General features: G+C 66.4%; 23 protein-coding genes. 8 read left to right on the plus strand and 15 right to left on the minus strand.

Going from position 1 to position 24,790, the window contains the following annotated elements:
• Positions 1–4 precede the first annotated feature (4 nt).
• Entirely contained in the window at positions 5–1,375 is a 1,371-nt protein-coding gene (locus S58_RS30635) for a M16 family metallopeptidase (RefSeq protein ID WP_042340323.1), read from the plus strand.
• Positions 1,376–1,442: 67 nt separating this feature from the next.
• On the opposite strand, the gene S58_RS30640 is transcribed toward S58_RS30635, so the two are convergent.
• From S58_RS30640 to S58_RS30655, 4 genes are all read right to left on the minus strand, one after another.
• Positions 1,443–2,204, minus strand: coding sequence for an anti-sigma factor family protein (locus S58_RS30640; protein WP_015669313.1), 762 nt, complete (start codon positions 2,202–2,204; stop codon positions 1,443–1,445).
• 11 nt (positions 2,205–2,215) lie between these two features.
• Positions 2,216–2,743: an RNA polymerase sigma factor gene (locus S58_RS30645; RefSeq protein ID WP_015669314.1), complete on the minus strand. Its 528-nt coding sequence runs from the start codon at positions 2,741–2,743 to the stop codon at positions 2,216–2,218.
• A gap of 62 nt (positions 2,744–2,805) precedes the next feature.
• Positions 2,806–4,257: a YncE family protein gene (locus S58_RS30650; protein ID WP_015669315.1), complete on the minus strand. Its 1,452-nt coding sequence runs from the start codon at positions 4,255–4,257 to the stop codon at positions 2,806–2,808.
• A 12-nt stretch (positions 4,258–4,269) separates the two neighbouring features.
• Entirely contained in the window at positions 4,270–4,794 is a 525-nt protein-coding gene (locus S58_RS30655) for a DUF305 domain-containing protein (protein WP_015669316.1), read from the minus strand.
• A 1,090-nt stretch (positions 4,795–5,884) separates the two neighbouring features.
• On the opposite strand from S58_RS30655, the gene arfB reads away from it, so the two are divergent.
• The 5 genes from arfB to S58_RS30680 all read left to right on the plus strand — a co-directional run bounded on the left by arfB (position 5,885) and on the right by S58_RS30680 (position 9,436).
• Complete coding sequence (arfB, locus tag S58_RS30660; protein WP_015669317.1) at positions 5,885–6,301, plus strand: alternative ribosome rescue aminoacyl-tRNA hydrolase ArfB; 417 nt, start codon at positions 5,885–5,887, stop codon at positions 6,299–6,301.
• A gap of 218 nt (positions 6,302–6,519) precedes the next feature.
• Positions 6,520–6,837, plus strand: coding sequence for a c-type cytochrome (locus S58_RS30665; RefSeq protein WP_015669318.1), 318 nt, complete (start codon positions 6,520–6,522; stop codon positions 6,835–6,837).
• 1 nt (position 6,838) lies between these two features.
• Entirely contained in the window at positions 6,839–7,234 is a 396-nt protein-coding gene (locus S58_RS30670; RefSeq protein WP_015669319.1) for a VOC family protein, read from the plus strand.
• Positions 7,235–7,282: 48 nt separating this feature from the next.
• Positions 7,283–7,831, plus strand: a complete 549-nt coding sequence (locus tag S58_RS30675) for a hypothetical protein (protein WP_015669320.1) — start codon at positions 7,283–7,285, stop codon at positions 7,829–7,831.
• Positions 7,832–7,867: 36 nt separating this feature from the next.
• Entirely contained in the window at positions 7,868–9,436 is a 1,569-nt protein-coding gene (locus S58_RS30680; protein ID WP_015669321.1) for a GMC family oxidoreductase, read from the plus strand.
• A gap of 223 nt (positions 9,437–9,659) precedes the next feature.
• On the opposite strand, the gene S58_RS30685 is transcribed toward S58_RS30680, so the two are convergent.
• A complete protein-coding gene (locus S58_RS30685; RefSeq protein ID WP_015669322.1) occupies positions 9,660–9,971 on the minus strand; it encodes a ribbon-helix-helix domain-containing protein in 312 nt (103 codons plus the stop codon).
• Between the two features lie 207 nt (positions 9,972–10,178).
• On the opposite strand from S58_RS30685, the gene mutL reads away from it, so the two are divergent.
• Positions 10,179–12,035, plus strand: a complete 1,857-nt coding sequence (mutL, locus tag S58_RS30690) for a DNA mismatch repair endonuclease MutL (RefSeq protein ID WP_015669323.1) — start codon at positions 10,179–10,181, stop codon at positions 12,033–12,035.
• Positions 12,036–12,259: 224 nt separating this feature from the next.
• Here mutL and rsmD read toward each other — a convergent pair whose 3' ends face one another.
• Positions 12,260–12,814, minus strand: coding sequence for a 16S rRNA (guanine(966)-N(2))-methyltransferase RsmD (rsmD, locus tag S58_RS30695; protein ID WP_015669324.1), 555 nt, complete (start codon positions 12,812–12,814; stop codon positions 12,260–12,262).
• 9 nt (positions 12,815–12,823) lie between these two features.
• Positions 12,824–15,031, minus strand: coding sequence for a pseudouridine synthase (locus S58_RS30700; RefSeq protein ID WP_015669325.1), 2,208 nt, complete (start codon positions 15,029–15,031; stop codon positions 12,824–12,826).
• Positions 15,032–15,162: 131 nt separating this feature from the next.
• Between S58_RS30700 and S58_RS30705 the strand changes: the two genes are divergently transcribed.
• Positions 15,163–15,609 (plus strand): nucleoside deaminase, encoded by a 447-nt coding sequence (locus S58_RS30705; RefSeq protein WP_015669326.1) that lies wholly within the window; start codon positions 15,163–15,165, stop codon positions 15,607–15,609.
• Between the two features lie 3 nt (positions 15,610–15,612).
• Here the strand turns inward: S58_RS30705 and S58_RS30710 are convergent, their stop codons facing one another.
• The 8 genes from S58_RS30710 to S58_RS30745 form a co-directional block, all read right to left on the minus strand.
• On the minus strand, positions 15,613–16,863 hold the full coding sequence (locus S58_RS30710; RefSeq protein ID WP_015669327.1) for a cytochrome P450: 1,251 nt from the start codon (positions 16,861–16,863) through the stop codon (positions 15,613–15,615).
• Positions 16,864–16,925: 62 nt separating this feature from the next.
• The gene (locus S58_RS30715) at positions 16,926–17,639 is read right to left on the minus strand and encodes a class I SAM-dependent methyltransferase (RefSeq protein ID WP_015669328.1); all 714 of its coding nucleotides are present in this window, start codon (positions 17,637–17,639) and stop codon (positions 16,926–16,928) included.
• The gene (locus tag S58_RS30720; protein ID WP_015669329.1) at positions 17,636–18,127 is read right to left on the minus strand and encodes a hypothetical protein; all 492 of its coding nucleotides are present in this window, start codon (positions 18,125–18,127) and stop codon (positions 17,636–17,638) included. Before S58_RS30720 ends, S58_RS30715 begins: the two co-directional genes overlap by 4 nt.
• Positions 18,128–18,179: 52 nt before the next feature.
• Entirely contained in the window at positions 18,180–21,407 is a 3,228-nt protein-coding gene (locus tag S58_RS30725; protein ID WP_015669330.1) for an adenylate/guanylate cyclase domain-containing protein, read from the minus strand.
• Between the two features lie 131 nt (positions 21,408–21,538).
• A complete protein-coding gene (gene purD, locus S58_RS30730; RefSeq protein ID WP_015669331.1) occupies positions 21,539–22,822 on the minus strand; it encodes a phosphoribosylamine--glycine ligase in 1,284 nt (427 codons plus the stop codon).
• A gap of 72 nt (positions 22,823–22,894) precedes the next feature.
• Entirely contained in the window at positions 22,895–23,209 is a 315-nt protein-coding gene (locus S58_RS30735) for a transcriptional regulator (RefSeq protein WP_015669332.1), read from the minus strand.
• 4 nt (positions 23,210–23,213) lie between these two features.
• Positions 23,214–23,762, minus strand: a complete 549-nt coding sequence (locus S58_RS30740) for a hypothetical protein (protein ID WP_015669333.1) — start codon at positions 23,760–23,762, stop codon at positions 23,214–23,216.
• A 13-nt stretch (positions 23,763–23,775) separates the two neighbouring features.
• Complete coding sequence (locus tag S58_RS30745) at positions 23,776–24,699, minus strand: alpha/beta hydrolase (protein ID WP_042341032.1); 924 nt, start codon at positions 24,697–24,699, stop codon at positions 23,776–23,778.
• Positions 24,700–24,790 lie beyond the last annotated feature (91 nt).

The raw sequence follows: 24,790 nt of genomic DNA on the forward strand, positions 1-24,790 counted from the left end.
CACAATGATCTTCGCCCGCCGCTTTGCCTGCACGCTCGCTGTCGCCGCTGCTGCGCTCGCGCTCGCTCCGGCTGCAGACGCCGCCACCAAGATTCAGCGCCTGGTCTCGCCCGGCGGCATCGAAGCTTGGTTCGTGCAGGACGCCACCGTGCCCTTGATCGCGATGGAATACGCCTTCCAGGGCGGCGCCTCGCAGGACCCCATTGGCAAGCCCGGCGTCGGCAATCTCGTCGCCGATCTGCTCGACGAAGGCTCCGGTGATCTCGACTCCAAGACCTTCCATGAGCGGCTCGACCGCCGCGCCATCGAGCTCTCGTTCCAGGTCGCGCGCGACAATTTCCGCGGCTCGCTGCGCATGCTGCGCGACAACAAGGACGAGGCGTTCGAGCTGCTGCGGACCGCGCTGACCTCGCCGCATTTCGACAGCGCCGATGTCGAGCGCATCCGCTCCCAGGTGATCTCCGGCCTGCGCCGCGAGACCACCAATCCGAGCTCGCTGGCGGGACGCAAATTCCTCGAGCTCTCCTTCCCCAACCATCCCTATGGCCGGCCGGCCAACGGCACGCTGGAGAGCGTGCCGACGATCACCGTCGACGATCTCAAGGACTATGTCGGCCATGTGCTCGCCAAGGACACGCTGAAGGTCGCTGTCGTCGGCGACGTCGATCCGGCCACGCTCGGCAAGCTCCTGGACCAGACGTTCGGCAGCCTGCCGGCCAAGGCCACCTTGACGGCGGTGCCCGACGTCGTCGCGACCAAGCCGCCGCAGCGGGTGCTCGTGCCGCTCGACGTGCCGCAGACCGTGATCACCTTCGGCGGTCCCGGCATCCGCCGCCACGACCCGAACTTCATGGCGGCCTACGTCGTCAACCACATCCTCGGCGGCGGCGGTCTGTCGTCGCGGCTGTACAAGGAGGTGCGCGAGAAGCGCGGCCTGGCGTACTCGGTGTATGACGCGCTGCTGTGGATGGATCACTCGGCGCTGTTCATCGGCAACACGGCAACGCGCTTCGACCGCGCCGGCGAGACCATCGCGGCCGTCGAGGGCGAAATCCGCCGCATCGCCGACGAAGGCCCGACCCAGCAGGAGCTCGACGAGGCCAAGTCCTACATCAACGGCTCGCAGATGCTGGCGCTCGACACCTCCTCCAAGCTCGCGCAGGCGATGCTGCAATATCAGCTCGACAAGATGCCGATCGACTACATCGAGAAGCGCAGCGAGATCGTCAACGCAGTGACCCTGGACGACGCCAAGAAAGCGGCCAGGCAGCTCTGGAGCCAGGGCCTGCTGACGGCCGTCGTCGGCCGCACGCCACAGGCCGCCGCCGAGCCGGCCCAGGCGCCGGCTACGGCACCGATGACGAAGACGAACTGAGCGAGGCGGCACGGTCGCCTCGCCGTGCCAGCCACGCGCCTCCTCCCTCCTTTCGGCGCCTCGTGGGCTAGATGTCGCGCGACGTTTGTCTGCGCACATCATCCGCGAGCGGATGCAACCGTTCGGGCGACGCAGGGCCGACAAGGCTGAAGCCGAGCCCTTTGTCGGCCCAGGCGTAGCCGTTCAGCGTCCCATTCGTCTGGGGCGCCATCGGCATGTTCCGGTCCACGACCATGCGACGGGCAAGCATCACGAGGCGTGTGCCATGATCGTCGTCATACATGAACATCGCCGCCGGTCCGTGCGAGGTGGCAACCACGCGCCCGCCCATCAGGCGGAAGCCGGAGGCCGACAAATCAGGGATGGCGACCGCGCGGCCGAGGCGCTGCGTCGTCCAATCGATGAGCGCATCGCGGTCGGACGCCTTGATCTCGACGGGCCGCAGATGGTCGGGCGCGTAAACCGCGTAGCTTGCGCTTGCTTCCTCGGCGAGGGCAGCGATGCCTTCCGGCGACTGGATCACGCTGTGCAGTGACCATCCGCCGGCGCCGCCGACGCACAGCAGGACGGCCGCAGCCGCGGCGGCCATCCACCATGACACCCGGGCCGGACGCCGCTGACGCGCGATGATCCGGGTGAGATTGAGCTGCGGAGGAATGGGTTCGTCGGCGATCGGACCATATCCCACCTTCAGAAGCTCGCGCTGACGGCGATAGGCTGCCACGCGCCTGGCAACATCGGGGTGAGCATCGAGATAGGCGGCGACTTCGTCCTTGCGCCGAACGTCGAGCGTCTGGTCGACGAATGCGTGAAGCTCTTCCTCAGTCATTGGCCGCGTCATTACTTCACCCTCCGCAGAAAAGGCTTCGGCGGCTGCTCTGCAACGGTACCATCCATCAACTCGACCAGCCGGTCGCGCGCCCGTGACAGGCGGGACATGACAGTGCCGACGGGAATGCCGAGAACGTCGGCGGCTTGCGCGTAGGAGAGATCCTCGACGACGACGAGAAGCAGGACCGAGCGCTGCTCCTCGGGCAGTTGATCGACACAGCGCAGCATCTGCCGGACCTCTATCGTTCTGTCCTGGGTCGCCATATGGGACAGCTCGCCCCCCGGCGCCTCGTCAATCTCCACATGGACGGGACGTCGCTTCTGTCCGCGGAAGCGGTTGACCGCCAGATTATGCAGGATCGAAAACATCCAGCTCCGCGGATCGCCGTCGAGACGGCGCTGATGCCACCGGCTGACTGCACGCTCGAGGCAGTCCTGCACCAGATCGTCCGCAGCGGAGCGATCCCGGACGAGAGCTCGGGCATAGCGGCGCAACGCCGGAATCAGTGGCTCGATCAGGCGCACCATGTCATTCATGGCCGATCCCCTTCGGGAGGTCGCTGCCCGGCCGATGGCCCGGCCGGGTCAGACTGAGGTCGTTAGTGGCCTTGCACCTGGACGATCTTGCCGGGCTTGCCTGCCGCATTCTCGGCGATGACAAGATAGCGCCTCTCGTCCTTGACTTCGCTCTGCACGATCTGCCGGATCTGACCGGCGGCATTGACGATCGCCGACCCCGCCGGGTTGGTCATGAAGTTGGCGAGCGCCTGCAGCTCGCCATGGCCCTCGGGGGAGGGCGACAATGCCAGCATATATGGCTTCTTCGGCTCGAGACCCGTCACCGAGGCTTGAAGAACCTGGATCAGGCCCTGGTCGAACAGCGAGACGCTGGTCGGAGCCTGCTCTGCCGCCTTGCCCGCCGCCGCCAAGGTCAGATGAGCCGCCTGCCCGGCGACACCGAGCGGCTGCAGGTTATCGGTGCCTGCCCCTTCCGGAACGGCATTCGGAACATAGGTGATCGCCTGCGGCGCCTGGCCAATCGGAATGTTCGCAATGACCTTGTTGGTCAGCGTGTCGATCGCGGCCAGCGCGTCGGCATTCTCCAGTCCGACATAGACGCGGGTGCCGTCGCCGGACGGCCAGACGCCATGCGGCAGATTGCCGACTGGGATCGTCGCGACCTGCTCGAAATTGTCGGTGCGGAACACCTTCACCACATTCAGGCCGCCGACAGTCACATAGGCGAACGAGCCGTTGCCGTTGACCGCGAAATTGACGTGGTTGGTGATCGGACCGGTATTCAGGGTCTTGATCAGGTTGAACGGCGGCTGCGCATCGAAGACCTGCGTCTTGCCGATGTCCTTGAGCGTGAACCAGACCTGCTTGCCGTCGGCCGTCGCCGCGATGTTCGGGCAGAACGGGCTCTCCTGCTTCACGCGCGCGACGATCTGGTGATCGGCAACTGTGACAACATCGGTCTCTGGATTGAAGGACGAGCAGATGTAGCCGTACTTTCCGTCGGGCGAGAAGATCTGCATGCCGGGGCCGTTCGGCGTCCGGATGCGGGTCTTTTCCTCGAAGCTAGAGGCATTGAGCACCGAGACGTAGTCTTCGCCGCGGACCGTCACCCAGACTTCCTTGCCGTCCGGTGTGAAGAAGGCTTCGTGCGGCGAACGGCCAACATAGGTCGTGTGCTTGACGGCGTTGGTCGCCGTATCGATGAAGGTCACCGAGTTGGACCCGATCGAGACGATGGCGAGCGTCTTGTGGTCCGGCGAGAAGCCCATACCGTGGACGAGCACCTGCCCCCTGTAGAGCGGGCTGAAATTGACGGGCTGCGGATCGCCCAGGCGGATCACGCCGAGAAGCCTGTTGTCGACGGGATCGGTGACCGACACCGTGTTCGAGAACTGCTCGGCCGCATAGACCCGGTCGCGATGGCTGACGGCGATGTCAGGGGACGCTGCCGCCGGAGCCTGCCCCGCCCAGGCCGATGAGCACGCCAGGATCGTGCTTGCCAGCAGACCTGCGGTCAACAAACTACGCTTCATCTGTTCATGCTCCTATTTCGTGGCGGCGGGTCGGGGCATCGTCATGCCGTCTTTCGACATGGACGAATGGTTGTGCATGGCTGCCGGCGCCGATGCAGGCGCGGGCGCCATTTGCGTTGGCGCGGCCGTTTGGGTGGGCAGGGGCTGGCCGAGCGCAAGGCGCATGGCGTTGATCTCCTGCTGCTGCTCGACGACGATTTCCTGCGCAATGCGCCTGAGCTGCTCGTTCGTCCCGTAGCGGAGCTCGGCGAGCGCCATATCGATGGCGCCCTGATGATGGGGGATCATCATCGCGGCAAAATCGACGTCGACGTCACCGGTGGGCTTGACGTCCATGCCCGCCATCATCTTGTCCATCGCCGCATTGTTCTCGGCGATAAACGGCGCCTCGGCCGCAATCGCGGCGTCTGCCGGCACCGGAGCTGCCTTGGCATCCGCATGGCCCGTCTGTGCCCGGCTGCACAGCGGGCTGACGGCAAAGCCGAGCGCGGCGGCCAGCGCGAGAGCGCTCGCGCGCGGCAGAAATGAAACAGACATGCGGTCCAGCTCCAGATGCGAAAATGACGGTCATCGGGGTGGACGTGCGCGGAGAGGGGTTATTCCATCGCGCTCGCAAAATTTCGGCTTGGCACGACGATGTGGCCTCTCATCCTCCGCAAGACACGGTCGGTCGGCGAGCCATCTGCCTCGGCTTTTGGGCCAATCGCCCCGCTATTCACCGAGCAGGCCGCCCGCATCGCGGGCATAATACGTCGGTGCGTCGGCCGGCATGGCGGAGGGCCAACTCGAGTTCCAGGTCCGCAAACCCATCCATAACTTCTGATAAAAATAAACCGCTTGCGCATTTTCGGAAATCGTGATTGTATCCGCCCATCCCGCCTCACCGCAGAGGGGCGTTGCGCGCGATCGTCACGACACGCGAGGTGGGGATGCGATGGCCGCTGATGTGCCGCAGCGTGGGGGAACCTGCGCCGACGAACGGCATGTTGCGGACGTGAAGTCGCAGCGTCCTGATACCCCGACGCTGGTATCAACCTGGCGCAATGCCAACGCATTGCGCTGGGGATGGTGGCCAACAAGCCCGGCGCACCAGGGAGACTGCGTATAAGCGTGAAGACCGTCGCGCAGGGAATGCCGGATGATCGGCACCACCTGTGGTACCTGCCGCCTGCATTTTTTTCGCAGGCGGGCCATGGGTGAGGCCTTCACCCGGCATTCCCTGCGCCCTCTGCATTTCAAGAGGGACGAACGGATCGGACAGCTCGGGCGCAATGCGCCGCGAGACTGTACTGACATGTCCCCGACATGCCGCGTACCTCAAATTCCATCGGCTGTTTGAACCGCGAATCCGCCTCACCTCCGCTGTCGTCCCGAACAAGCCGCGACGCGCAAAGCGCGGCGTGGCGCCGATCCGGGACCCATACGCCGTGCCGGCTGTGACGTGGAAGGTGTCAACGAGCAGCCGGCCACAAACCACTCCCCGGGGTTATGGATCCCGGCGTTCGCCGGGATGACAGTGGAGATTTTGGCATGCGTCCCGGGCCGACCGCCGATTGTTCGTCCCCGCGCGCGCCGGCTCTAAACCCGCTATGGTGCACGCGAAAACATCGATTCCACCTGGTGCCCCATGCTGCGGATTTCCCGCGACCTTGCCATCGACGAGAACGACATCGAGATCTCGTTCGTCCGCGCCTCCGGCCCCGGCGGCCAGAACGTCAACAAGCTGTCGACATCGGCGCAGCTGCGTTTCGACACCAGCCGCATCACGCTGCCCGAAGATGCGGCCGAGCGACTGGCGCGGCTGGCCGGCCAGCGCATGACCAAGAACGGCGTCATCGTGATCCAGGCCGAGCGCTTCCGCACCCAGGAGCGCAACAAGGCCGATGCCATCGAGCGACTGACCACGCTGCTGCGCGAAGCCATGGTGCGGCCCAAGGCGCGGCGGCCGACCAAGCCGACCTTCGGCTCCAAGCAGCGACGGCTCGAAGGCAAGAAGCGCCGCGGCGACGTCAAGGCCGGCCGCGGCGGCCGCTTCGACGATTAGTCCGAAGCGCTGACATATCCAACGACGCGCGCCGCCATGCGCACGCTTTGTTCTCGCTGAAACAGCCCGCTACTACCACGCCCCATCCCCTGCGACCTACGCTCGGAAAAAATTGCGAGCGAGGATCGATGTCGGGACGGCGTGCGGCGCAATATGCGCGTCTTGTTTGCGGGTCATTCGTCGGCGCGGTGCTGAGCACGGCGACCGCATCAGCGCAAATGGCGCTGCCCTCGCCGAAGCCGGCCGACGGCGCGACCTTGTTCAAGCAGCAATGCGGTGTCTGCCATACGCTGAGCAGCAGCGAGCCGATGCGACAGGGGCCGCCGCTGTCGAAAGTCGTCGGCCGCCGCGCCGGTTCGGTCGACGGCTTCCGCTATTCGGCCGGCTTCGCCAAGGCCGACTTCACCTGGGACGAGGCCAGGCTCGACGCCTGGCTGACCAATCCGCAAGAGCTGATCCCCGGCGCCGTGATGGCCTATCGCCAGGCCAAGCCCGAATTGCGCGCCGCGATCATCAACTATCTGAAGGACAATTGAGATGGCCAAGCCCGTACATTCCATGATCCGCGTGCTCGACGAGGCCAAGGCGCTCGACTTCTACAAGCGCGCCTTCGGGCTGGAGATCGCCGACAACCTTCGCTTCGACGGCTTTGCGCTGATCTATCTGCGCCATCCCTCCTCGCCGTTCGAGGTCGAGCTCACCGTCAACTACGATCGCAAGGAGCCGTATACGCTCGGCGACGGCTACGGCCATCTCGCGGTCGTGGTCGACGATCTCGATGCCGAGCATGCCCGCTTCGAGCGCGAGAACCTGGCGCCCGGCCCGCTGCGCGACTTCAAGCACAATGGCGCGACGCTGGCGCGCTTCTTCTTCGTCAGCGATCCCGACGGCTACAAGATCGAGGTCATCCAGCGCGGCGGCCGCTTCGGCTAGCCGCAGAACGACGCAAATACATAAACAAAAAACCCACGGAGGATACCCATGAGAGAAGTCGATCGCCGCAACAAATACGACCGCCGCGTCTTTCTCAGGGGCGCGGCCGCGACCGTGCCGGCCGCAGCCGTCGCCTCCGCGACCGGACTCGGCGTCACCGACGCCTGGGCCGAGGATGCCAAGGCGCTGACGCCGGCGACCCTGAAGACGCTGGTGAAGGTCGCGCGCGACATCTATCCGCACGACTTCCTCGCCGACCGCTATTACATCACCGCGGTCATGCCGTGGGATGGCAAGGCCGCGGAGGACGCCGCGGTCAAGGCGATGATCAATGACGGGATCGCCCGGCTCGACCAGGATGCGCGCGACCGCCACAAGGTGCCGTATGCGCAGGTGCCGTGGGAGACCGACCGCGTCGCGCTGCTCCAGGGCATCGAGCAGACCACCTTCTTCAAGACCATCCGCGGCGACCTCGTGGTGTCGCTCTACAATCAGAAAGAGCTCTGGCCGAAGTTCGGCTACGAGGGCTCCTCCGCCGAGCATGGCGGCTACATCAACCGTGGCTTCTCCGACATCGACTGGCTGCCGAAAGCCTGACGCCGGCGAACAACAGAAAACACGGAGGACACCACCATGGCAAAATTCGATCAGAACGATTCGAGCGTCGTCGTCATCATCGGCTCGGGGGCCGGCGGCGGCACCTTGGGCAACGAGCTCGCACAGAAGGGCATCAAGGTCGTCATTCTCGAAGCCGGCAATCGCTACGAGATTCCCGACTTCATCAACGACGAATGGGAGAGCTTCACCCAGCTCGCCTGGACCGACATGCGCACGACCTCAGGCACCTGGCGCGTCGCCAAGGACTTCGCCAATCTGCCGGCCTGGATCGTCAAGGCGGTCGGCGGCTCGACGGTGCACTGGGCCGGCGCCTCGCTGCGCTTCGACGAGCACGAGTTCAAGGCCCGCACCACCTATGGCGGCGTGCCCGGCACGAGCCTCCACGATTGGCCGGTGACGCTCGCCGAGATGGAGCCATGGTACGCCAAGGCCGAGTTCAAAATGGGCGTGACGCGCACCAACGACATCCCGGGTCTGCCCGGCAACAACAACTTCAAGGTCCTCGAGGCCGGCGCCCGCAAGCTCGGCTACAAGACCGTGCACACCGGCAACATGGCGATCAACTCGCAGCCGCGCGACGGCCGCGGCGCCTGCCAGCAGATCGGCTTCTGCTTCCAGGGCTGCAAGTCCGGTGCGAAATGGTCGACCTTGTACACCGAGATTCCGAAGGGCGAGGCCACCGGCAATCTCGAGGTGCGCTCGGGCAGCATGGCGATCAAGATCGAGCATGACGCCTCGGGCAAGGTGACCGGCGTGGTCTATGCCGACGGCCAGGGCAAGATGCAGCTGCAGAAGGCCCGCATCGTCGCCGTCGCCGGCAACTCGATCGAGAGCCCGCGGCTGCTGCTCAACAGCGCCTCCAACCTGTTCCCGGACGGCCTCGCCAACTCCTCGGGCCAGGTCGGGCGCAACTACATGCGGCACATGACCGGCAGCGTCTATGCGACGTTCGAGAACCCCGTGCACATGTATCGCGGCACCACAATGGCCGGCATCGTCCGCGACGAGGCCGCGTTCAATCCGAAGCGCGGCTTCGTCGGCGGCTACGAGATGGAGACCTTGTCGCTCGGCCTTCCGTTCATGGCGGCGTTCCTCAATCCCGGCGCCTGGGGCCGCAGCTTCACCGCGGCGATGGAGACTTATCCGCGCATGGCCGGCATGTGGCTGGTCGGAGAGGACATGCCGCAGGAGACCAACCGCATCACGCTCGACCCTGCCGCCAAGGACAAGTTCGGCATGCCGGTGGCATCAGTGCATTTCGACGATCACCCCAACGACGTCGCGATGCGCGCCCACGCCTACAGACAGGGTTCGGCGATCTACGAAGCGGTCGGCGCCACCGTGACCTATCCGACCACGCCCTATCCCTCGACGCACAATCTCGGCACCAACCGGATGAGCGAGAAGGCCAAGGACGGCGTCGTCAACAAGTTCGGCCAGACCCACGACGTCAAGAACCTGTTCGTGTCGGACGGCAGCCAGTTCACGACAGGTGCGGCGTGCAATCCGACGCTGACGATCGTGGCGCTGGCGATCCGCCAGGCCGACTACATCGCCGGCGCGATGCAGAAGAAGGAGATCTAGAGCTGAAAGGCTGAGTGGCGTGAACCTCACGCGCCGCAAAGACGGTCAGTGCCTCCCCCGCTTGCGGGGGAGGTCGCATCGCATCGAAGATGCGATGCGGGTGGGGGAACGCTCAGCAAAGACTACTCATGAAGGGCGCGTAGCCAAGACTACCCGTGTGGCGCCCTCACCCCGCCCTCCCCCGCTTGCGGGGGAGGGAGACGAGAGAGCGCGTTCGTGGCGACTATTCAGCCGCATCCATGATCGCGGCCGCGGTAAAGTCCGGCAGCGCGGCGGTGGCCTTCGCCCGGTAGATCAGACAGGAGCAGCGCAGCAGCGACGCGAAATTCTTCACCTCGCCGTGATGGTCGAGCACCTCGGCATAGAGCGTGGTCACGAACTTGGCGAGGCTCATGCCTTCCTTGGCGGCGATCTCCTCGAGCGTGTCCCAGAACGCCATTTCGAGCCGGATCGACGTGCTATGGCCGCCGATCCGCAAACTGCGGGTCTGCGACTCGTAATCGCGCTGAGGCTGGTGTGCGAACAGACGGCACATGGGCTTCCTCCGGCAGATTGTGATTTTCGGGAAACGATATACTGGCCCCGCCCGCCTCACAATCCCGTTGGAGAACGCGGCTTTCGCCTGCCGCACTGCATGAAAAAGGCTATTCTCCCGGCCACATATGTGGCGCCGCGGCAGCGTGGCTCCGCGCCGCCTTGGCGGCTACAACAGCGCATCCGAATCTTTGCGACAGACCACCTCATGCCCGTCCGCCAGCTTCCCGAACAGATCATCAACCGCATCGCCGCCGGCGAGGTGGTCGAGCGGCCCGCGAGCGTGGTCAAGGAACTGGTCGAGAACGCGATCGACGCCGGTGCCAGCCGCATCGACATCTTCACCGATGGCGGCGGCCGGCGGAAGATCGCCATCACCGACGATGGCGGCGGCATGACTGCCGCCGATCTCGCCCTCGCGGTCGAGCGCCACGCGACGTCGAAGCTCGACGACGAGGACCTGCTGCAGATCCGTACGCTCGGGTTCCGCGGCGAGGCGCTGCCGTCGATCGGCTCGGTGGCGCGGCTGTCGATCACGACGCGGCACAAGAGCGAGCCGCATGCCTGGTCGCTTGCGGTCGATTGCGGCGTGAGATCCGACATCGTGCCGGCCGCGCTGAATCAAGGCACCCGCGTCGAGGTCGCAGATCTCTTCCACGCCACGCCGGCGCGGCTGAAGTTCCTCAAGACCGACCGCACCGAGGCCGAAGCGATCCGCGAGGTGGTGCGGCGCCTCGCCATGGCGCGGCCCGACATCGCCTTCACCCTGGCCGGCGAGGAGCGCGCGCCGGTGACGTGGACGGCAGCCTTGCCCGGCGCCCCCGGCCAGTTGACGCGGCTCGGCGACATCCTGGGCGCCGACTTCCGCAGCCATGCGATCGCGGTGCGAAGCGAGCGCGACGGAGTGGCCGTCGAAGGCTTCGCCGCAGCGCCGGCGCTGACGCGCGCCAATGCGCTCGGACAATATCTGTTCGTCAATGGCCGCCCGGTGCGCGACAAGCTGATCGTCGGCGCGGTGCGCGCGGCCTATGCCGACTATCTGCCGCGCGACCGCCATCCGGTGGTGGCGCTGTTCGTCACGCTCGATCCCCGCGAGGTCGACGCCAATGTGCATCCGGCGAAGACCGAGGTGCGCTTCCGCAATGCCGGCCTGGTGCGCGCATTGATCATCCACGCGCTGAAGGAAGGCCTCGCGCGCGAGGGCCGACGTACCGCCGCCAATGATGGCGGCGCGACGATCGCCGCATTCCGTCCGGCGTTCACGCCGCCGCCGCGACCCAATCCTGGCCCGATGAATTGGGACTGGCAGCGCTCGCCATCGGCGCCGGTGATGCCGCATTTCGGCGGCTCGTTCCCGTCGGCTGCGCCCTCACCTGATCCAGGCTCGTTCGGGCTCGCGGAATCCTCGCAAGCGGCGTTCGACGTCGGCGCGCCGCGCGCCGATCTGCGCCTGCACGAGCAGCCGGCCGCGCCCGACCTGCTCGACCGTCCGCTGGGTGCCGCACGCACGCAGATCCACGACACCTACATCGTGGCGCAGACGCGCGACGGCCTCGTCATCGTCGATCAGCACGCCGCGCATGAGCGCATCGTCTATGAGCGGCTGAAGGCCTCGCTATCGGCGCATGGCGTGCAGCGGCAGATCCTCTTGATCCCCGACATCGTCGAGTTCGACGAAGCCACCGTCGAGACGCTGCTCGCGCGGACCGATGAGCTCGCCTCGTTCGGGCTTGCCATCGAGTCGTTCGGCCCCGGCGCGGTCGCGGTGCGAGAGACGCCGTCGCTGCTCGGCAAGATCAATGCGGCGGGGCTCTTGCGCGACCTCGCCGAGCACATGGAGGAATGGGGCGAGGCGCTGCCGCTGGAGCGCCGGCTGATGCATGTGGCCGCCACCATGGCCTGCCACGGCTCGGTCCGCGCCGGCCGCCGCCTCAAGCCGGAGGAGATGAACGCGCTGCTCCGCGAGATGGAGGAGACGCCGAACTCCGGCCAGTGCAACCACGGCCGCCCGACCTATGTCGAGCTCAAGCTCGCGGATGTGGAGAAGCTGTTCGGGCGGAGGTAGCGACGACGACCTGGCGATCGACGAGGAGTGGCACGACGGCAGATACAAACGAGCTGTCGTCCCGGGTAAGCCGTAGCGGCGCAAAGCGCCGCGGAGGCGCCGACCCGGGACCCATACGCCGCAGCAGAAGTGGGGGAAAAGATCGACGTGGCGAGCAGCACGCGTCCCAACGTGACCCTGTGGTTATGGGCCCCTGCGTTCGCAGGGGCGATACTGAGCAAGGATCAAGCGCCGCGGAGAAAGACGAACTCGGTGTCGTCATAGGCGCGGCGTTCGAGCTCTTCGAAACCGTCGGGCGCTTTGAACGCGGCAGCCTTGGCCTCCTCGACCACCAGCAGCGCCGATGGCACGAGCCAGCCGCCGTCACGCAGCGAGGCCAACGCCTTCTCGGCCAGGCCCCTGCCATAGGGCGGATCGAGAAACACCAGCGAGAACGGCTCGACCGGATGCGCCGGGCCGGGATCGGTGGCATCGCGGCGATAGACCTTGGTGACACCGCCGAGCCCGAGCGCCTCGACATTGTTGCGCAGCAGCGCCCGCGCCTCAGCGCCGTTGTCGACGAACAGCGTGAACGCCGCGCCGCGCGACACCGCCTCGATGCCGAGCGCGCCGGTGCCGGCAAACAGATCGAGCACGCGGGCGCCCTCGATCGGTTCGTCATAGGCGTGGACGAGAATATTGAACAGCGCCTCGCGCAGCCGGTCCTGGGTCGGCCGGATGTCGCGCGAAGCGGGCGAAGCGATGTTGCGGCCCTTCAGCCGACCACCGACGACACGCATCGCCGAGCCCTACTCATCCCGCGGCGTGATATCGCGCTTGCCGTGATAGCCGCGCTTCGGCCGCCGCGGCGGCCCGTAGCCAGCCGAATCGGCCTCATTGCGCGCACGCGCCTCGTCGCTGCCGGTGCGCTGCACCAGCACGCGCCGGCCCTTGCGATCCGCCACGACTTCGCGCTTCGGCTTGGGCTTCGGATCCGGCAGCGGCTCGCGATCGCCCTTGCCCGTCGGCGCCGGACCGAGATCCGCGCCCGACTGCGCGACGACCTTCTCGCCGAGCTGCTCGCGCAGCACCCGCGTCTTGACCTCCTGGACCTCGCCCTCGGGCAGCTCCAGCAACTGGAACGGACCATAGGACACGCGGATCAGGCGGTTCACCTCAAGACCGAGATGGCCGAGCACATTGCGCACCTCGCGGTTCTTGCCCTCGCGGATCGCGACCACCAGCCAGACATTGGCGCCCTGGTCACGCTCCAAGGTGGCCTCGATCGGCCCGTATTTGACGCCGTCGACCTCGACGCCTTCGCGCAGCTGATCGAGCTGCGCCTGGGTCACCTCGCCATGGGCGCGGACGCGATAGCGCCGCATCCAGCCGGTGTCCGGCAGTTCGAGCACGCGCGCCAGGCCGCCGTCATTGGTGAGCAGCAGCAGGCCCTCGGTGTTGAAGTCGAGCCGGCCGATCGAGATCAGCCGCGGCAGCCCTTCGGGCAGATTGTCGAACACCGTCGGGCGGCCCTCGGGGTCGCTGTGCGTCGTCATCAGGCCGCGCGGCTTGTGGTACAAAAACAGCCGCGTGCGCTCGCGCTCCGGCAACGGCGCGCCGTCGATCTGGATGACGTCGCTCTCGGTGACGTCGAGCGCCGGCGAATTGATGATGCGGCCGTTCACGCTGACGCGGCCCTGCGTGACCATCTCCTCGGCATCGCGGCGCGAGGCGAGCCCTGCGCGGGCCAGCACCTTGGCGATGCGCTCGCCAGTCTTGCCGGGCTTGGGCGCCTCGTCGGGCACGACGCGCTTGCTGCGCTTGTCGGTCTCAGGCTTGCGCTCACGATAGGCGCCGCGGCCGCCGAACGCCGGACGCTTGGCGAAGACCTTGCTGTCGTCCTCATTGTCGCGGCGCGGCCGATCGCCGAACTCACCGCCGCGGCGCTCGCTGCGCGGATGCTCCTGCCAGTCGGTACGGCCCTCGGGACGGCGACGCGGCTTGTCGAAGCCGCGGTCGTCGCCGCGATCACGCGGGCGATCGAATTTGGGCTTGTCGAAACCTGGCCGGTCGAACTTCGGACGATCCTCGCGCGGACGGTCGGATCGCGGCCGGTCGAAGCTGCGTGCGCCGTCGCGCGGCGGACGCGCGCTGCGCTCCGGACGATCGCCATCCGCACCGCGCTTCTGCCAGGGCTTGGTGTCACCACGCGCCGGACGATCGCCGAATTCCTTGCGCGGACCACGCGGTCCGGCCCCGAACTTGCGCTCGCCACGATCGCCTTCGGCGCCACGCGAGAACTTCCGCTCACCACCGAACTTGCGCTCCGGCCGATCACCCGTGCGCGGCGGACGGTCGCCGAAGCTGCGCTCGGTGCGCGGACGGTCGCCGCGATCGCGGGCGCCTTCGCCGCGCGGCGTGTAGGGTCGCTTGTCGCCGTCGCGCTCGCGCGGGGCGTAAGGCTTGCGCTCGCCGAACTTGCGCTCGGACGATCGTCCCGCCGGACGGGCCTCATCGCGATTGGCGCGCGGCGTATAAGGACGCTTTTCGCCGCCGCGCTCATCCCGGTCGAACTTCGGCCGGTCGCCGCGCGGCTTGAAGGCACGCTTTTCACCATCACCGTCCCGTGCGGGACGAGAGCTGAACGGCCGATCGCCGCGCGGCCGCTCATCGCGGTTGAAGCGCGGCTTGTCGCCGGAGGCACTGGCACCATACGGCTTGGCACCATAGGATTTGGCACCCTGGGGCTTGTCACCGTAGGACCTGCGCGGCGCATCGCCGTCCTCACGGCGGCGCGGCGGACGGCCCTCGTCGAAGGAGCGCTTGCCCCTGCCGCCGCCTTCCTTGGCGCCGAAGTCCTTGGCTCCGAACTCCTTGGGCCCGGAACCGCGCTTGGCGAACTTCTTGTCAGGGCCGCGCGCGGCACCCGAGCGTCCCTTGCCGCCCTCGGACCGCGCCCGCGGGGCCCGGTCGCGGCTGCCGCGGGAATCGTTGTCTTTGTCGGTGGTACGGGGCATGAAGGTCTCGCTTCGAGGTGCAGGACGCGGGGTGATACGCGCGCTCTGAGCAGCGCATGTCACGCGGGAAATCGGTGTCCGGTTTTGCTGAAGGGCGATGCAGTAGCAGACTTGGGCGGGTATGACGAGCCATGAACGGCCCTTCTTTCATGGATTTGGCGTTGAAAGTGGCCGAATCGGCCGCAATTTCCGGCGAGGTGCCGATCGGCTGCGTCGTGGTGCGGGATAATGTGGTCATCGCCACCGCCGCCAACCGCACTTTGACCGACCGGGACCCGACCGCCCATGCCGAAGTCCTGGCGCTGCGGCAGGCCGCCCAGGCGATCGGCAGCGAGCGGCTGGTCGACTGCGACCTCTACGTGACGCTCGAGCCTTGCACGATGTGCGCCGGTGCCATCTCTTTCGCCCGGATCCGCCGACTTTACTACGGGGCGGCCGATCCCAAGGGCGGCGCGGTCGAGTCCGGTGTCCGCTTCTTCGCCGCGCCGACCTGTCATCACGCGCCGGAGGTCTATTCCGCCGTCGGCGAGCAGCAGGCGGCGCAGATGCTGAAGGCGTTCTTCAAGGCGCGGCGGTGATGCCTACTCAGCCGCCGCGTCGAACGATGCGCGAAAGGCAATGCGGACGGGGAGCCTGGAGACGCCGCTCATGAACGGAGACTGCACGCGACGGACGCGTCCGGCCCGCTCGATCCGCTCGGTGCGACGCAGCAGCTCGGCGAACATCGCGCGCATCTGCATCCGCGCCAGCTGCAAGCCCATGCAGACGTGCGGACCACGGCCGAAGGCGATATGCGGGTTCGGACTGCGATCGATCAGGAACGCGCCGGCGCTCTCGAATACGGACTCGTCGCGATTGGCGGAGTGGAAGAACAGAGCCAGCGCGTCGCCTTCGCGAATGGGCTGGCCCGCGACCTCGGTGTCGCCGAGCGCGGTCCGCATGAAATGGCGCACCGGCGTGGTCCAGCGCAACATCTCCTCGATGGCGCTGTCGAGCAGGTCCGGCTCGGCGCGCAGCCTCGCGAACTGATCGGGGGCTGCGAGCAGCGCTTCCAGGCCGCCGCCCAATGCGAGCGCCGTGGTATCGTGGCCGGCGGTCACAAGCAGGATGAAGTAGGAGATCAACTCGTAGTGCGGCATCGCTGCACCGTGCGGTTCGGCCCGCGCGATCAGGCTGGTGAGATCGTCGCGCGGATAGGCGAGGCGATCGGCGACGACGGCTTCGAAATAGTCGCGCAGCGCCAGCATGGCCATGCGCATGGTGTCACCGGGCGACTCGGCAAGCCGCCGCTGCGGATCCTCGGCGCCCACGAAGGCCTGGGCAAGCCTTGCGAGCCGCGCGTCATCGGCTTCGGGCGTGCCCAGCATGCGGCCGATCACCCGGAACGTGAACGGCAGCGCGACGTCGGCGGCGAAATCGATGGGGCCGCTGCATGCAGCAATGCGATCGATGATCTCCGCCGCCCATCGCGCCAGCCAGGTTTCCAGCTCGCGCAAGGCCGGTGGCGCAAACGCTCCCTGGATGATCGCGCGATAGACAGCGTGATCGGGCGGATCCATCTCGGTCAGGCTGCGCACGAGCTGCGGCTTGCCGGTGACCCGCTGCAGCACGGCCTCGGAGGTCTCGCTGGCGAGATAGGTACGCGGTCCTGCTGCGAATTGTCCGCTTCGCGTCTCGATCGAAACGATGTCAGCGTAGCGGGTGACGGCCCAGAACGGCCGCACGTCCGGACGCTCGACCCAATGCAGCGGCGCCTCCCTGCGCAGCAGCGCGCAGGCCCGCTCCAGTCGCGACGGGCTGGCGTGCCCCCGGGAAGAGATCAGCACTTCCACGGCGCGCTCGATAGCGGCGCTACGTCGATCGGCTTTCGAAGATGGCAGCGGGGCCGCTGGCATCAGTGCGACGGAGCCGCCATCGGCCATGCGGCCTCTGGCCTGCGCCGCACCAGGAGAGTGAACTCCTTCATGCCGTAGTTGCCGATGACCTCGACCTGCGCGGCAAGGTCATGTTCGCAGTAGGCGGTCCAGACGTCCGGCGTTGTCCGATAAAGGCGCGCGGCTGCCGGATCGCCGTCCATCTCGTCGTCTGCAGCGCGCATGAAGTTGACGCTGAAGCCGCGCCGGCTGGTCGCGAACATGCGCTGCAACATCGCCTTGACGTAATCTTCCCAGGCGTCGCGCGAATAGCCGACATTCACGTTCATGATGCCCGAAGCGACCGAATAATCGGCCATGCGCGGACTTTCCGCTGCCACGACAAAACGTCGCTGCGGACCGGAAAAGCGCCGACGCGCCCGGCCGATCATGGCCCGCGACAGGTCGACGCCGAGATAGTCGATCACGCAGGACGGGAAGCGCGCGGCCAGAAACGGCACCAGCGCGCCGTAGCCGCAGCCGATGTCGTTGAGGCTGAACGGCGCCGACGCATCGCACAGCTTCATCAGCTGTACGAAGCGAAGGCCCTGCGTCGCCTCACACGACCAGTCGACGCCACGCGGCGTCGCACCGTGACGCGCGACGCACGCCGTGTAGTAGGCATCGACGTCGGAGCAGATGGCATCGAGCGAAGGAGCCTCGTATCCGACGACGTGGCCCGCGGCCCCGCTCATTTCTTGCGTTTCTCAACCCGTCTTGTCCGAGCCGTCTCAGCCGCCTGCTTGCGTGCTTCGCGACCAGGCGTCGTCGGGATCGAGATGATGACGTGCGTGTCCAGAGAGAAAATGATCGGACGGCCCTGCGTGACGGTGACGCGGGGGTCTTCTGCCGCGGAGTGACAGACGATCGAGACAGGCAGCGGCCTTTCGCATTCGAGGTCATCCTTGAACGCCTGGATCACACGATCATGCCCGTTCACGGACGCGATGTCTGACGGATAGGTCTTGAGGAAATCGAGGAATTTGTACCAGCGCCGCCGCTCGGACCAATCGGAGGGCACGATGCCCAGCAGAGCAAATGACTGCTGCAGACCATGCGCCCGCGAGAAGACACCGAATTCCCTTTGCAGCTCAACCATTTCGGCCAAGGCCTCAGCATCGAACCGCCTGTTCAATTGCACGACAATATCGAGCGTCGTGCTGTCCTTGATCATTGCGCCCATATTTCCATCCCCTAATCAAATGATCACCTTAAACAGCGGTACTTTGCGTGAGTCACCTCGCACGTTCAAGGGCAGATCGCAGCTCCATCAACAGAGGTTGGTAAAGTCCGGCAGCCGAAACATCTAACAGGCGCTCCGACCGTTCTAACAAGTCGCGCGCCTCCCCGTCATCGCGAAGCGCAGAGCTCGATGCGCGAATGAGACCGCGCAGCAGCGATCCCTGTAGCTCGGCGATACGATCGGTGCGAAGCCGTCCGAGATCGATCGCTTGCTGGGAGACGTCGAGCGCCTCGTCGAGGCGGCCGGCCCGGAACAGCAGATCGGCATAGCCGGCGAGCATGCGCGCCTCGAAATCCAGCGCCGCCTTGACCCGACGCGCGAAGGCTATCGTCTCGTGCAGCCTGTCGACGGCGGCGGCCAGATCGTCCGCCACCGCGTCCGAAAGGCTGAGCCCGAAAAGCGACAGAACGCGAATGTAGGGCATGTCCGATTGTTCGGCGACGTCGGCCACGCAGGCGGCGTGCCGGCGCAGCAGATCGCCATGACCGCGCGCCCAGGCCATCTCGACCGACGCGAAATGCGGGATGAAGCGCACCACGGGCGCCATCTCGGCGTCGGCTTGCAACAGCTCGGCGACGAGCGGCTCAGCTTCGGCAAAGCGCCCGAACTGAACCAGGATGCGCGCCTTCAGGCATTTGATCCAGTACCCGATGTCGAAACCGAGAAGCTGATTGGGGTTCAGGCCCAAGGTGACGTTGCTGTCGAAACCGCCATGTTCCGCGATCGCGGCATGTGCCGTCTCGACGGCACTCAATGCCTCATTCAGGCGCCCCGACATGAAGAACGCCTGTGCGAGCATCGCATTGACCGTCGCGTAGGGGCCGATGTCGCCGTCCTCGGACGTCAGCTTGACCGCGTTCTGCACCAGGTTGACGTAGTCGTCGACCGCACCGGTCGAGGCTAGCACCCGCCCGTAGGCACCGATCACGAGCGGCTCATGCATCTTGTCGGAGGAACGGGCATAACGCATCGCCTCCTCGGCAAACGGCCTGACCTCCTCGGCGGAGATGCCCTCACGCCATCCGCAGTTGAGAATCTGAGCGCTCGCCAGCGCGCGCATGCGGTCGACGTGCTCCGATTGCGGCAGCGTCTGCAGCATGGACCGGGCTTTCCTCCACAGCCGCAGCGACTCCGCGGTGTTGGTGCGGCCGATCCAGCGCGCGGCGCGCTGCAGGTGCTCGACCGCCTGCATGGTCTGGCCGGCGAATTCGTAATGCGAGGCGATCAGGGCGGCGAACTCGTCCTGGCTGCCCCAATCGAGCGCCTCGATCGCCTTGGCCACGGCCACGTGCACGCTGCTCAGCCGCGAGCGCAGCTGCATCGAATAGGCCACCTCCTGAATCAGCGGATGGCGGAAAGCGAGCACGCCCATGTCGAACGGCGGCAGGTCGTAGAGGAGATCGGCGTTGCGCAACTGAGCGAGCGCGTCGAACAGCTCCGCGTCGGCAAGACCCGTCACCGGCCTCAGCACCGCGAGCGCCACCGAGCGGCCGATCACGGCCGCCGTCTCCAGCACGTTCTTGGCGGTCTCGCTGAGGCGATCGATGCGCGCGGCCACGACGGCGTGCACCGTCGGCGGCAGCGGAATGGCGCCGATGCCGCCCTTGAGCCGATAGGCACCGCGCTCACCTTCGACCCCGCCGCTCTCGGAGACCGCACTGGCCAGCTCCTCGAGAAAGAACGGATTGCCCTGCGCACGCTCGACGATGTCGCCGGCCAGCGCCTCCAGCGAAGGATCGTCGCCGAACACGCCGCGCAGCAGTTCGCGCGTCTCAGCGGAGGCGAGCGGCACGATGTGCAGTTCGTGAAAAGCGGCCCGCTGCATGAAGGACGCCGCGAAGCCGGGCCTGTAGTTCACGACCAGCAGCGTCTTGGTGCCGATCGTGGCCTCCGCGAGCGCCTCGACGAACTCCTCGCTCGCCTCGTCGACCCAATGCAGGTCCTCGATCATGATCACGGCGGCTGCATCGGCCGGCGCCGAGCGGAACAGCGTCTTGAACACGTTCAGCAGGCGGGTCTTGAACACGCCGGGATCGAGCCGGAGCGCGGGCCGTGTCGGATCGGCGAGGCTCATGAAATCCAGCAGCAGGACCAGCGCCGTGTCCGGAATCCCGATCGCTTCGAGCTTTTCGACCACGCGCTGCCGTGACACCTCGACCGGTTCCTTGGCCCTGATGCCGAAGAAGTCGCGCAGCAGTTCGAGCACCGGCTGGAACGGCGTGGCGCGACCATGTGCCAGAACGCGGGCTTCGTAGACGCGAATGCCCTGGCGGCGGCAGCTCTCGGCGAACTCGAAGCACAGCCGGCTCTTGCCGATGCCGGCATCGCCGACGATCCCGACGACGGTGCCCCTCGCCGCCAGTACGTTCTCGAGCTCTCGTTCGAGCACCTTGAGCTGAGCGTTGCGCCCGATCAGTGGCAGCAGCCGCTGCCCGCTGCGGAAGACATCGCTCGCCGGCGCATTGAGGCGGCCGATCAGCTTGTAGATCGCAACCGGCGTGGCGATCCCGCGCACGGTGTGGGTGCCGAGCGACTCGGCCTCCACGAATTGCCTGGCCCCGGTATAGGTCTCCTTGCTGATCAGGATCGCCCCCGGCTCGGCCATGTGCTCGAGACGGTTGGCCAGATGAACGTTGGCCCCGGCCGCGTCATAGGTCTGGTACATGCTGTTTTCGACGACCTGGACGATCACCTCGCCGGTGTGCAGGCCAACGCGGACCTGCAGATGGGGATCGGCCAGACGGGCGATCGAGTCCTGCATCGCCAGCGCACCGAGACAGCCGCGGACCGCGTGATCCTCATGCGGCACCGGCGCACCGAACAGCGCCATGACGCCGTCGCCCTGCGTCTTGTTGACGACGCCGTCATAGCGGTGCACCGCCTCCTTCATCAGGTTGAGCACCGGATCGAGCCGCTGCATCGCGAGTTCGGGATCGCCGAGACTGTCGATCAGTTGCGTCGAACCACGAATGTCGGCGAACAGGATGGTGAGGCGCTTACGCTCGCCGCCCTTGCTGCTCAGGGTGCGCAGCACGCGCTGGGCGGTCTGATCGGGCGGGGCCAGCCGCCCCGGCAGCGGCGAGCCACATTGGCCGCAGAAGCGATTCGTCAGGCCGTTCGTATGGTTGCACGCCTCGCATTTGAGGCCGAGCGGCTCGCCGCAGAGTTCGCACGTGGCCCTCCCCGGCTGGTTCTGCTTTCCGCACCGCGCGCATTCCATGGCCACCCCGTTCCACGACGGAACTGATTCATGCCATCACAGGCATGAGAGTATGGAACTGCCACAATTTTCGCGGGAAACATAGCCTGAAGCACAGACCGGGAGCCGTAACGAAATCGAGAACCCTCGATTCAGCCGTTGCCGCGCTCCTGCGCCAGCGCCTGTGATGCGATGTCGCGCCGACAGAAGCCGTCCGCCCACCGGATGCGATCGACGGCCTGATAGGCCCGCGCCTGCGCCTCGGTGACGGTCTTGCCGGACGCACAGACGTTGAGGACGCGTCCTCCACTGGCCAGAATGGCGCCGTCCTTTGCGACCGTGCCCGCGTGAAAGATTTCCACACCCTCGATCGCGGCCGCCTCGTCGAGGCCTTCGATCACGCTGCCCTTGCTGTAATCGCCGGGATAGCCCTTCGCCGCCATGACCACGGTCACGGCCGCCTCGGGAAACCAGCGCACATCGAAGTTCTTCAACTGTCCATCACATGCCGCCAACAGGGCCGGCACCAGATCGGACATCATGCGCAACATCAGCACCTGACATTCCGGGTCGCCGAACCGCACATTGTATTCGAACAGCTTCGGGCCCTGGGCCGTCAGCATCAGACCGGCATAGAGAATGCCTTTGAACGGCGTGCCGCGCGCGTTCATCCCGGCGATGGTCGGCAGGATGATCCTATTCATGATCTGGTCATGAATCTCCTGCGTCACGAACGGCGTCGGCGAATAGGCGCCCATCCCGCCCGTGTTGGGGCCCTGATCGTGATCGAACACGCGCTTGTGGTCCTGGGCCGACGCCAGCGGAATCGCGGTCTCGCCGTCGCACAGCGCGAAAAAAGAAACCTCGCGGCCTTCGAGAAACTCCTCGATGACGACTTCGGTGCCGGCGACGCCGAAGCCGCCGTCGAACATCATCCTGACGGCGTCCTCGGCCTCGGTCAGGGTCTTCGCCACCACCACGCCCTTGCCGGCCGCCAGGCCGTCCGCCTTCACGACGATCGGCGCGCCATGCTCACGGACATAGGCCAGCGCTTCCGGCGCATTGTCGAAGCGGCTATAGGCCCCGGTAGGAATGCCGTATTCGGCGCACAGATCCTTGGTGAAGCCCTTGGAGCCTTCCAGCTGGGCGGCGAGCTTGCGCGGGCCGAAAATCTTGATCCCGGCCGCCTCGACATCGTCGACCAAGCCGGCCGCGAGCGGCGTCTCCGGGCCGACCACCACCAGATCGACCTTGTTCGCCTTGCAGAACGCGATCACCGCGACATGGTCAGTCACGTCCAGCGCGACACACTCAGCCTCCTTGGCGATCCCTGCATTGCCTGGGGCGCACCACAGCTTGGTGAGCAGCGGGGAGCCGGCAATCTTCCAGGCGAGAGCGTGTTCGCGGCCGCCGGAACCAATGAGGAGAATGTGCATAGTCGATGCCGTCGCAGGGGATGTGGGTCAATTTGGAGGCCCCAATTGCCCGGCCCTCGCAGCAGAGTCAAATCAGGGCTCGGCCGGTTTTGCGGCCGCCCCGGCAATGATCTCCTGCAGGCCCGCCACATGACGGGCAAAGGCGGCGCGCCCTGAGGCCGCTGCGGTCACCGTCGTCTGCGGCTTCTTGCCGACGAAGGCCTTGTCCACGGTGACGTAGCCGGCGCGCGCCAGCGTGTCGATATGGGCGCCGAGATTGCCGTCGGTCGCCCCCGTCAGCTTCTTCAGCCGGGCGAATTCGAGGCCCGTGCCTGCAGGCAGTGCATTCAGGGCCGCCATGATCTTGAGCCGCAACGGCTGGTGGATGATCTCGTCGAGCTCCGCCAAGCCGTCAGCCCCGCCGCATCCACAACCCGCCGAGGATTAGGCCGCCGCCATTGACGAACGCCATCCACAGCGGAAACGCCGCGCCGATGCCGACATAGCCGATCAGGGTCAAGGCGGTGACGCAGAGCCCGAAGATCGTGAACGCGATACCGAACCACAATCCTGCGAGGCCGTAGAACAGCATGAAATAGATCGGCCAGAACGCGCCCATCTCACGCGGCCCGAAATGGCCGATCACCTGAACGAAAAAGCCGAACGCAAAGAACATCAGGAAGGCGAGCAGCGCCCTGAGATCGAAGCTGCGCATTCCCGAACGCGCCTTTTCCGCCGCGCCCAACGCGACGGAGCCGGCGAGACCGAGCACATAGACCGACGGCCACGCCTTGTCCGCGTAATGGGGTGTCAGGTAGGTGACGAGATTGCCGGCGAAGACCAGCGCCCCCCACAGGATCATCAGCAGGCTGGAGAGCCGGTAGATCTGAGACTGGCGCACGCGCCTGGTGACATCCTCGATGTCATCGAGCGCACGCGCGGCTTCCAGGCTGTCGATCATGCGGATGAAACCCTCAACGCGTGGCCACGTCCTCGGCGATCGCGCCGACGGCCTGCGGCGCCGACACGATCTCCATGTGATTGACGCCTGCGATCAGCTTGACGTCAACAGTGGGCGCAACCGCATGCACGGCGTCGGCATATTTGTCGGCGAGCATCAGCTCATCGTCGGCGCCGGCAATCAGGGTCACCGGGTGCTTCGCCGCGGCGAGATCGGACTTGTAGCTACGGGTCGCGAAATTGCGCAGCAGCCGATAGCTGTAGGTGGAAGCGACATACTTCTCGGAGTTTGGCCGAACGGCGAAGGCGAGCGCGGGCAATGCCTCGCAGCACGGCAGGCCGAGTCGACCGAGCACGCCGAGCGCCAGAATGCGCGGAATATCGGGGCTGGCCCAGCCGCCTGAATTCTCCCGATTGGTCGGCGCATCATAGCCCAGATAGGGCGAGAGCAGGACGGTGCGCGCGAACAGGTCCTGGATCGGCGCGCTCGCCGCGCGCAACGCGAAGCCACCGCCGGCCGAATGCCCGAGCAGCACGATCGGCAGCGCCGGCGCCGTTTTCCTGACCTCCGCCACGAGATCGCCGAGGTCGTCTTCGAGCTGGCCGAGATAGCCGATGTCGCCGCGGGTGCCGGAGCCGCCATGGCCGCGAATGTCAGGCGCGAAGGTATCGATGCCGCGAGTGGCCAGCGCGTCGGCCAGGGCATGCACGGCGACGCTCGAGCCGGATGACCCGTGGACCACGATGGCGACCTTGCCGACCGGCGTCGCCCGGGCCGGATAATGGCGATAGGCGAGCTCGGTGCCGTCGCGGGCGCTGAAGCGCTGCAGGGCCGGCATCGTGCTGCGATCGACGCGCCCGACGGTCTCGGAGATCGACTTCAGCTCGGGCGGGCGCACCAGCGGCGTCGCGATCATTGCGGTCAGAACCAGCGCCAGCACCCCGGCGACAGCCAATCCCCAGCGAACGGCGCGAAACGCGATCTTGATGCTCCGCCACATGGTCTCCCCCCGTTTCCCGACTTTATCT

It is taken from the genome of Bradyrhizobium oligotrophicum S58 (genome assembly GCF_000344805.1).
Lineage (GTDB): Bacteria > Pseudomonadota > Alphaproteobacteria > Rhizobiales > Xanthobacteraceae > Bradyrhizobium > Bradyrhizobium oligotrophicum.

Excerpts from the sequence above, each read along its gene's own strand:
- S58_RS30635 (WP_042340323.1), top strand. The coding sequence starts at position 5 with ATGATCTTCGCCCGCCGCTTTGCCTGCACGCTCGCTGTCGCCGCTGCT.
- S58_RS30640 (WP_015669313.1), bottom strand. The coding sequence starts at position 2,204 with ATGACTGAGGAAGAGCTTCACGCATTCGTCGACCAGACGCTCGACGTT.
- S58_RS30645 (WP_015669314.1), bottom strand. The coding sequence starts at position 2,743 with ATGAATGACATGGTGCGCCTGATCGAGCCACTGATTCCGGCGTTGCGC.
- S58_RS30650 (WP_015669315.1), bottom strand. The coding sequence starts at position 4,257 with ATGAAGCGTAGTTTGTTGACCGCAGGTCTGCTGGCAAGCACGATCCTG.
- S58_RS30655 (WP_015669316.1), bottom strand. The coding sequence starts at position 4,794 with ATGTCTGTTTCATTTCTGCCGCGCGCGAGCGCTCTCGCGCTGGCCGCC.
- arfB (WP_015669317.1), top strand. The coding sequence starts at position 5,885 with ATGCTGCGGATTTCCCGCGACCTTGCCATCGACGAGAACGACATCGAG.
- S58_RS30665 (WP_015669318.1), top strand. The coding sequence starts at position 6,520 with ATGGCGCTGCCCTCGCCGAAGCCGGCCGACGGCGCGACCTTGTTCAAG.
- S58_RS30670 (WP_015669319.1), top strand. The coding sequence starts at position 6,839 with ATGGCCAAGCCCGTACATTCCATGATCCGCGTGCTCGACGAGGCCAAG.
- S58_RS30675 (WP_015669320.1), top strand. The coding sequence starts at position 7,283 with ATGAGAGAAGTCGATCGCCGCAACAAATACGACCGCCGCGTCTTTCTC.
- S58_RS30680 (WP_015669321.1), top strand. The coding sequence starts at position 7,868 with ATGGCAAAATTCGATCAGAACGATTCGAGCGTCGTCGTCATCATCGGC.
- S58_RS30685 (WP_015669322.1), bottom strand. The coding sequence starts at position 9,971 with ATGTGCCGTCTGTTCGCACACCAGCCTCAGCGCGATTACGAGTCGCAG.
- mutL (WP_015669323.1), top strand. The coding sequence starts at position 10,179 with ATGCCCGTCCGCCAGCTTCCCGAACAGATCATCAACCGCATCGCCGCC.
- rsmD (WP_015669324.1), bottom strand. The coding sequence starts at position 12,814 with ATGCGTGTCGTCGGTGGTCGGCTGAAGGGCCGCAACATCGCTTCGCCC.
- S58_RS30700 (WP_015669325.1), bottom strand. The coding sequence starts at position 15,031 with ATGCCCCGTACCACCGACAAAGACAACGATTCCCGCGGCAGCCGCGAC.
- S58_RS30705 (WP_015669326.1), top strand. The coding sequence starts at position 15,163 with ATGAACGGCCCTTCTTTCATGGATTTGGCGTTGAAAGTGGCCGAATCG.
- S58_RS30715 (WP_015669328.1), bottom strand. The coding sequence starts at position 17,639 with ATGAGCGGGGCCGCGGGCCACGTCGTCGGATACGAGGCTCCTTCGCTC.
- S58_RS30720 (WP_015669329.1), bottom strand. The coding sequence starts at position 18,127 with ATGGGCGCAATGATCAAGGACAGCACGACGCTCGATATTGTCGTGCAA.
- S58_RS30725 (WP_015669330.1), bottom strand. The coding sequence starts at position 21,407 with ATGGAATGCGCGCGGTGCGGAAAGCAGAACCAGCCGGGGAGGGCCACG.
- purD (WP_015669331.1), bottom strand. The coding sequence starts at position 22,822 with ATGCACATTCTCCTCATTGGTTCCGGCGGCCGCGAACACGCTCTCGCC.
- S58_RS30740 (WP_015669333.1), bottom strand. The coding sequence starts at position 23,762 with ATGATCGACAGCCTGGAAGCCGCGCGTGCGCTCGATGACATCGAGGAT.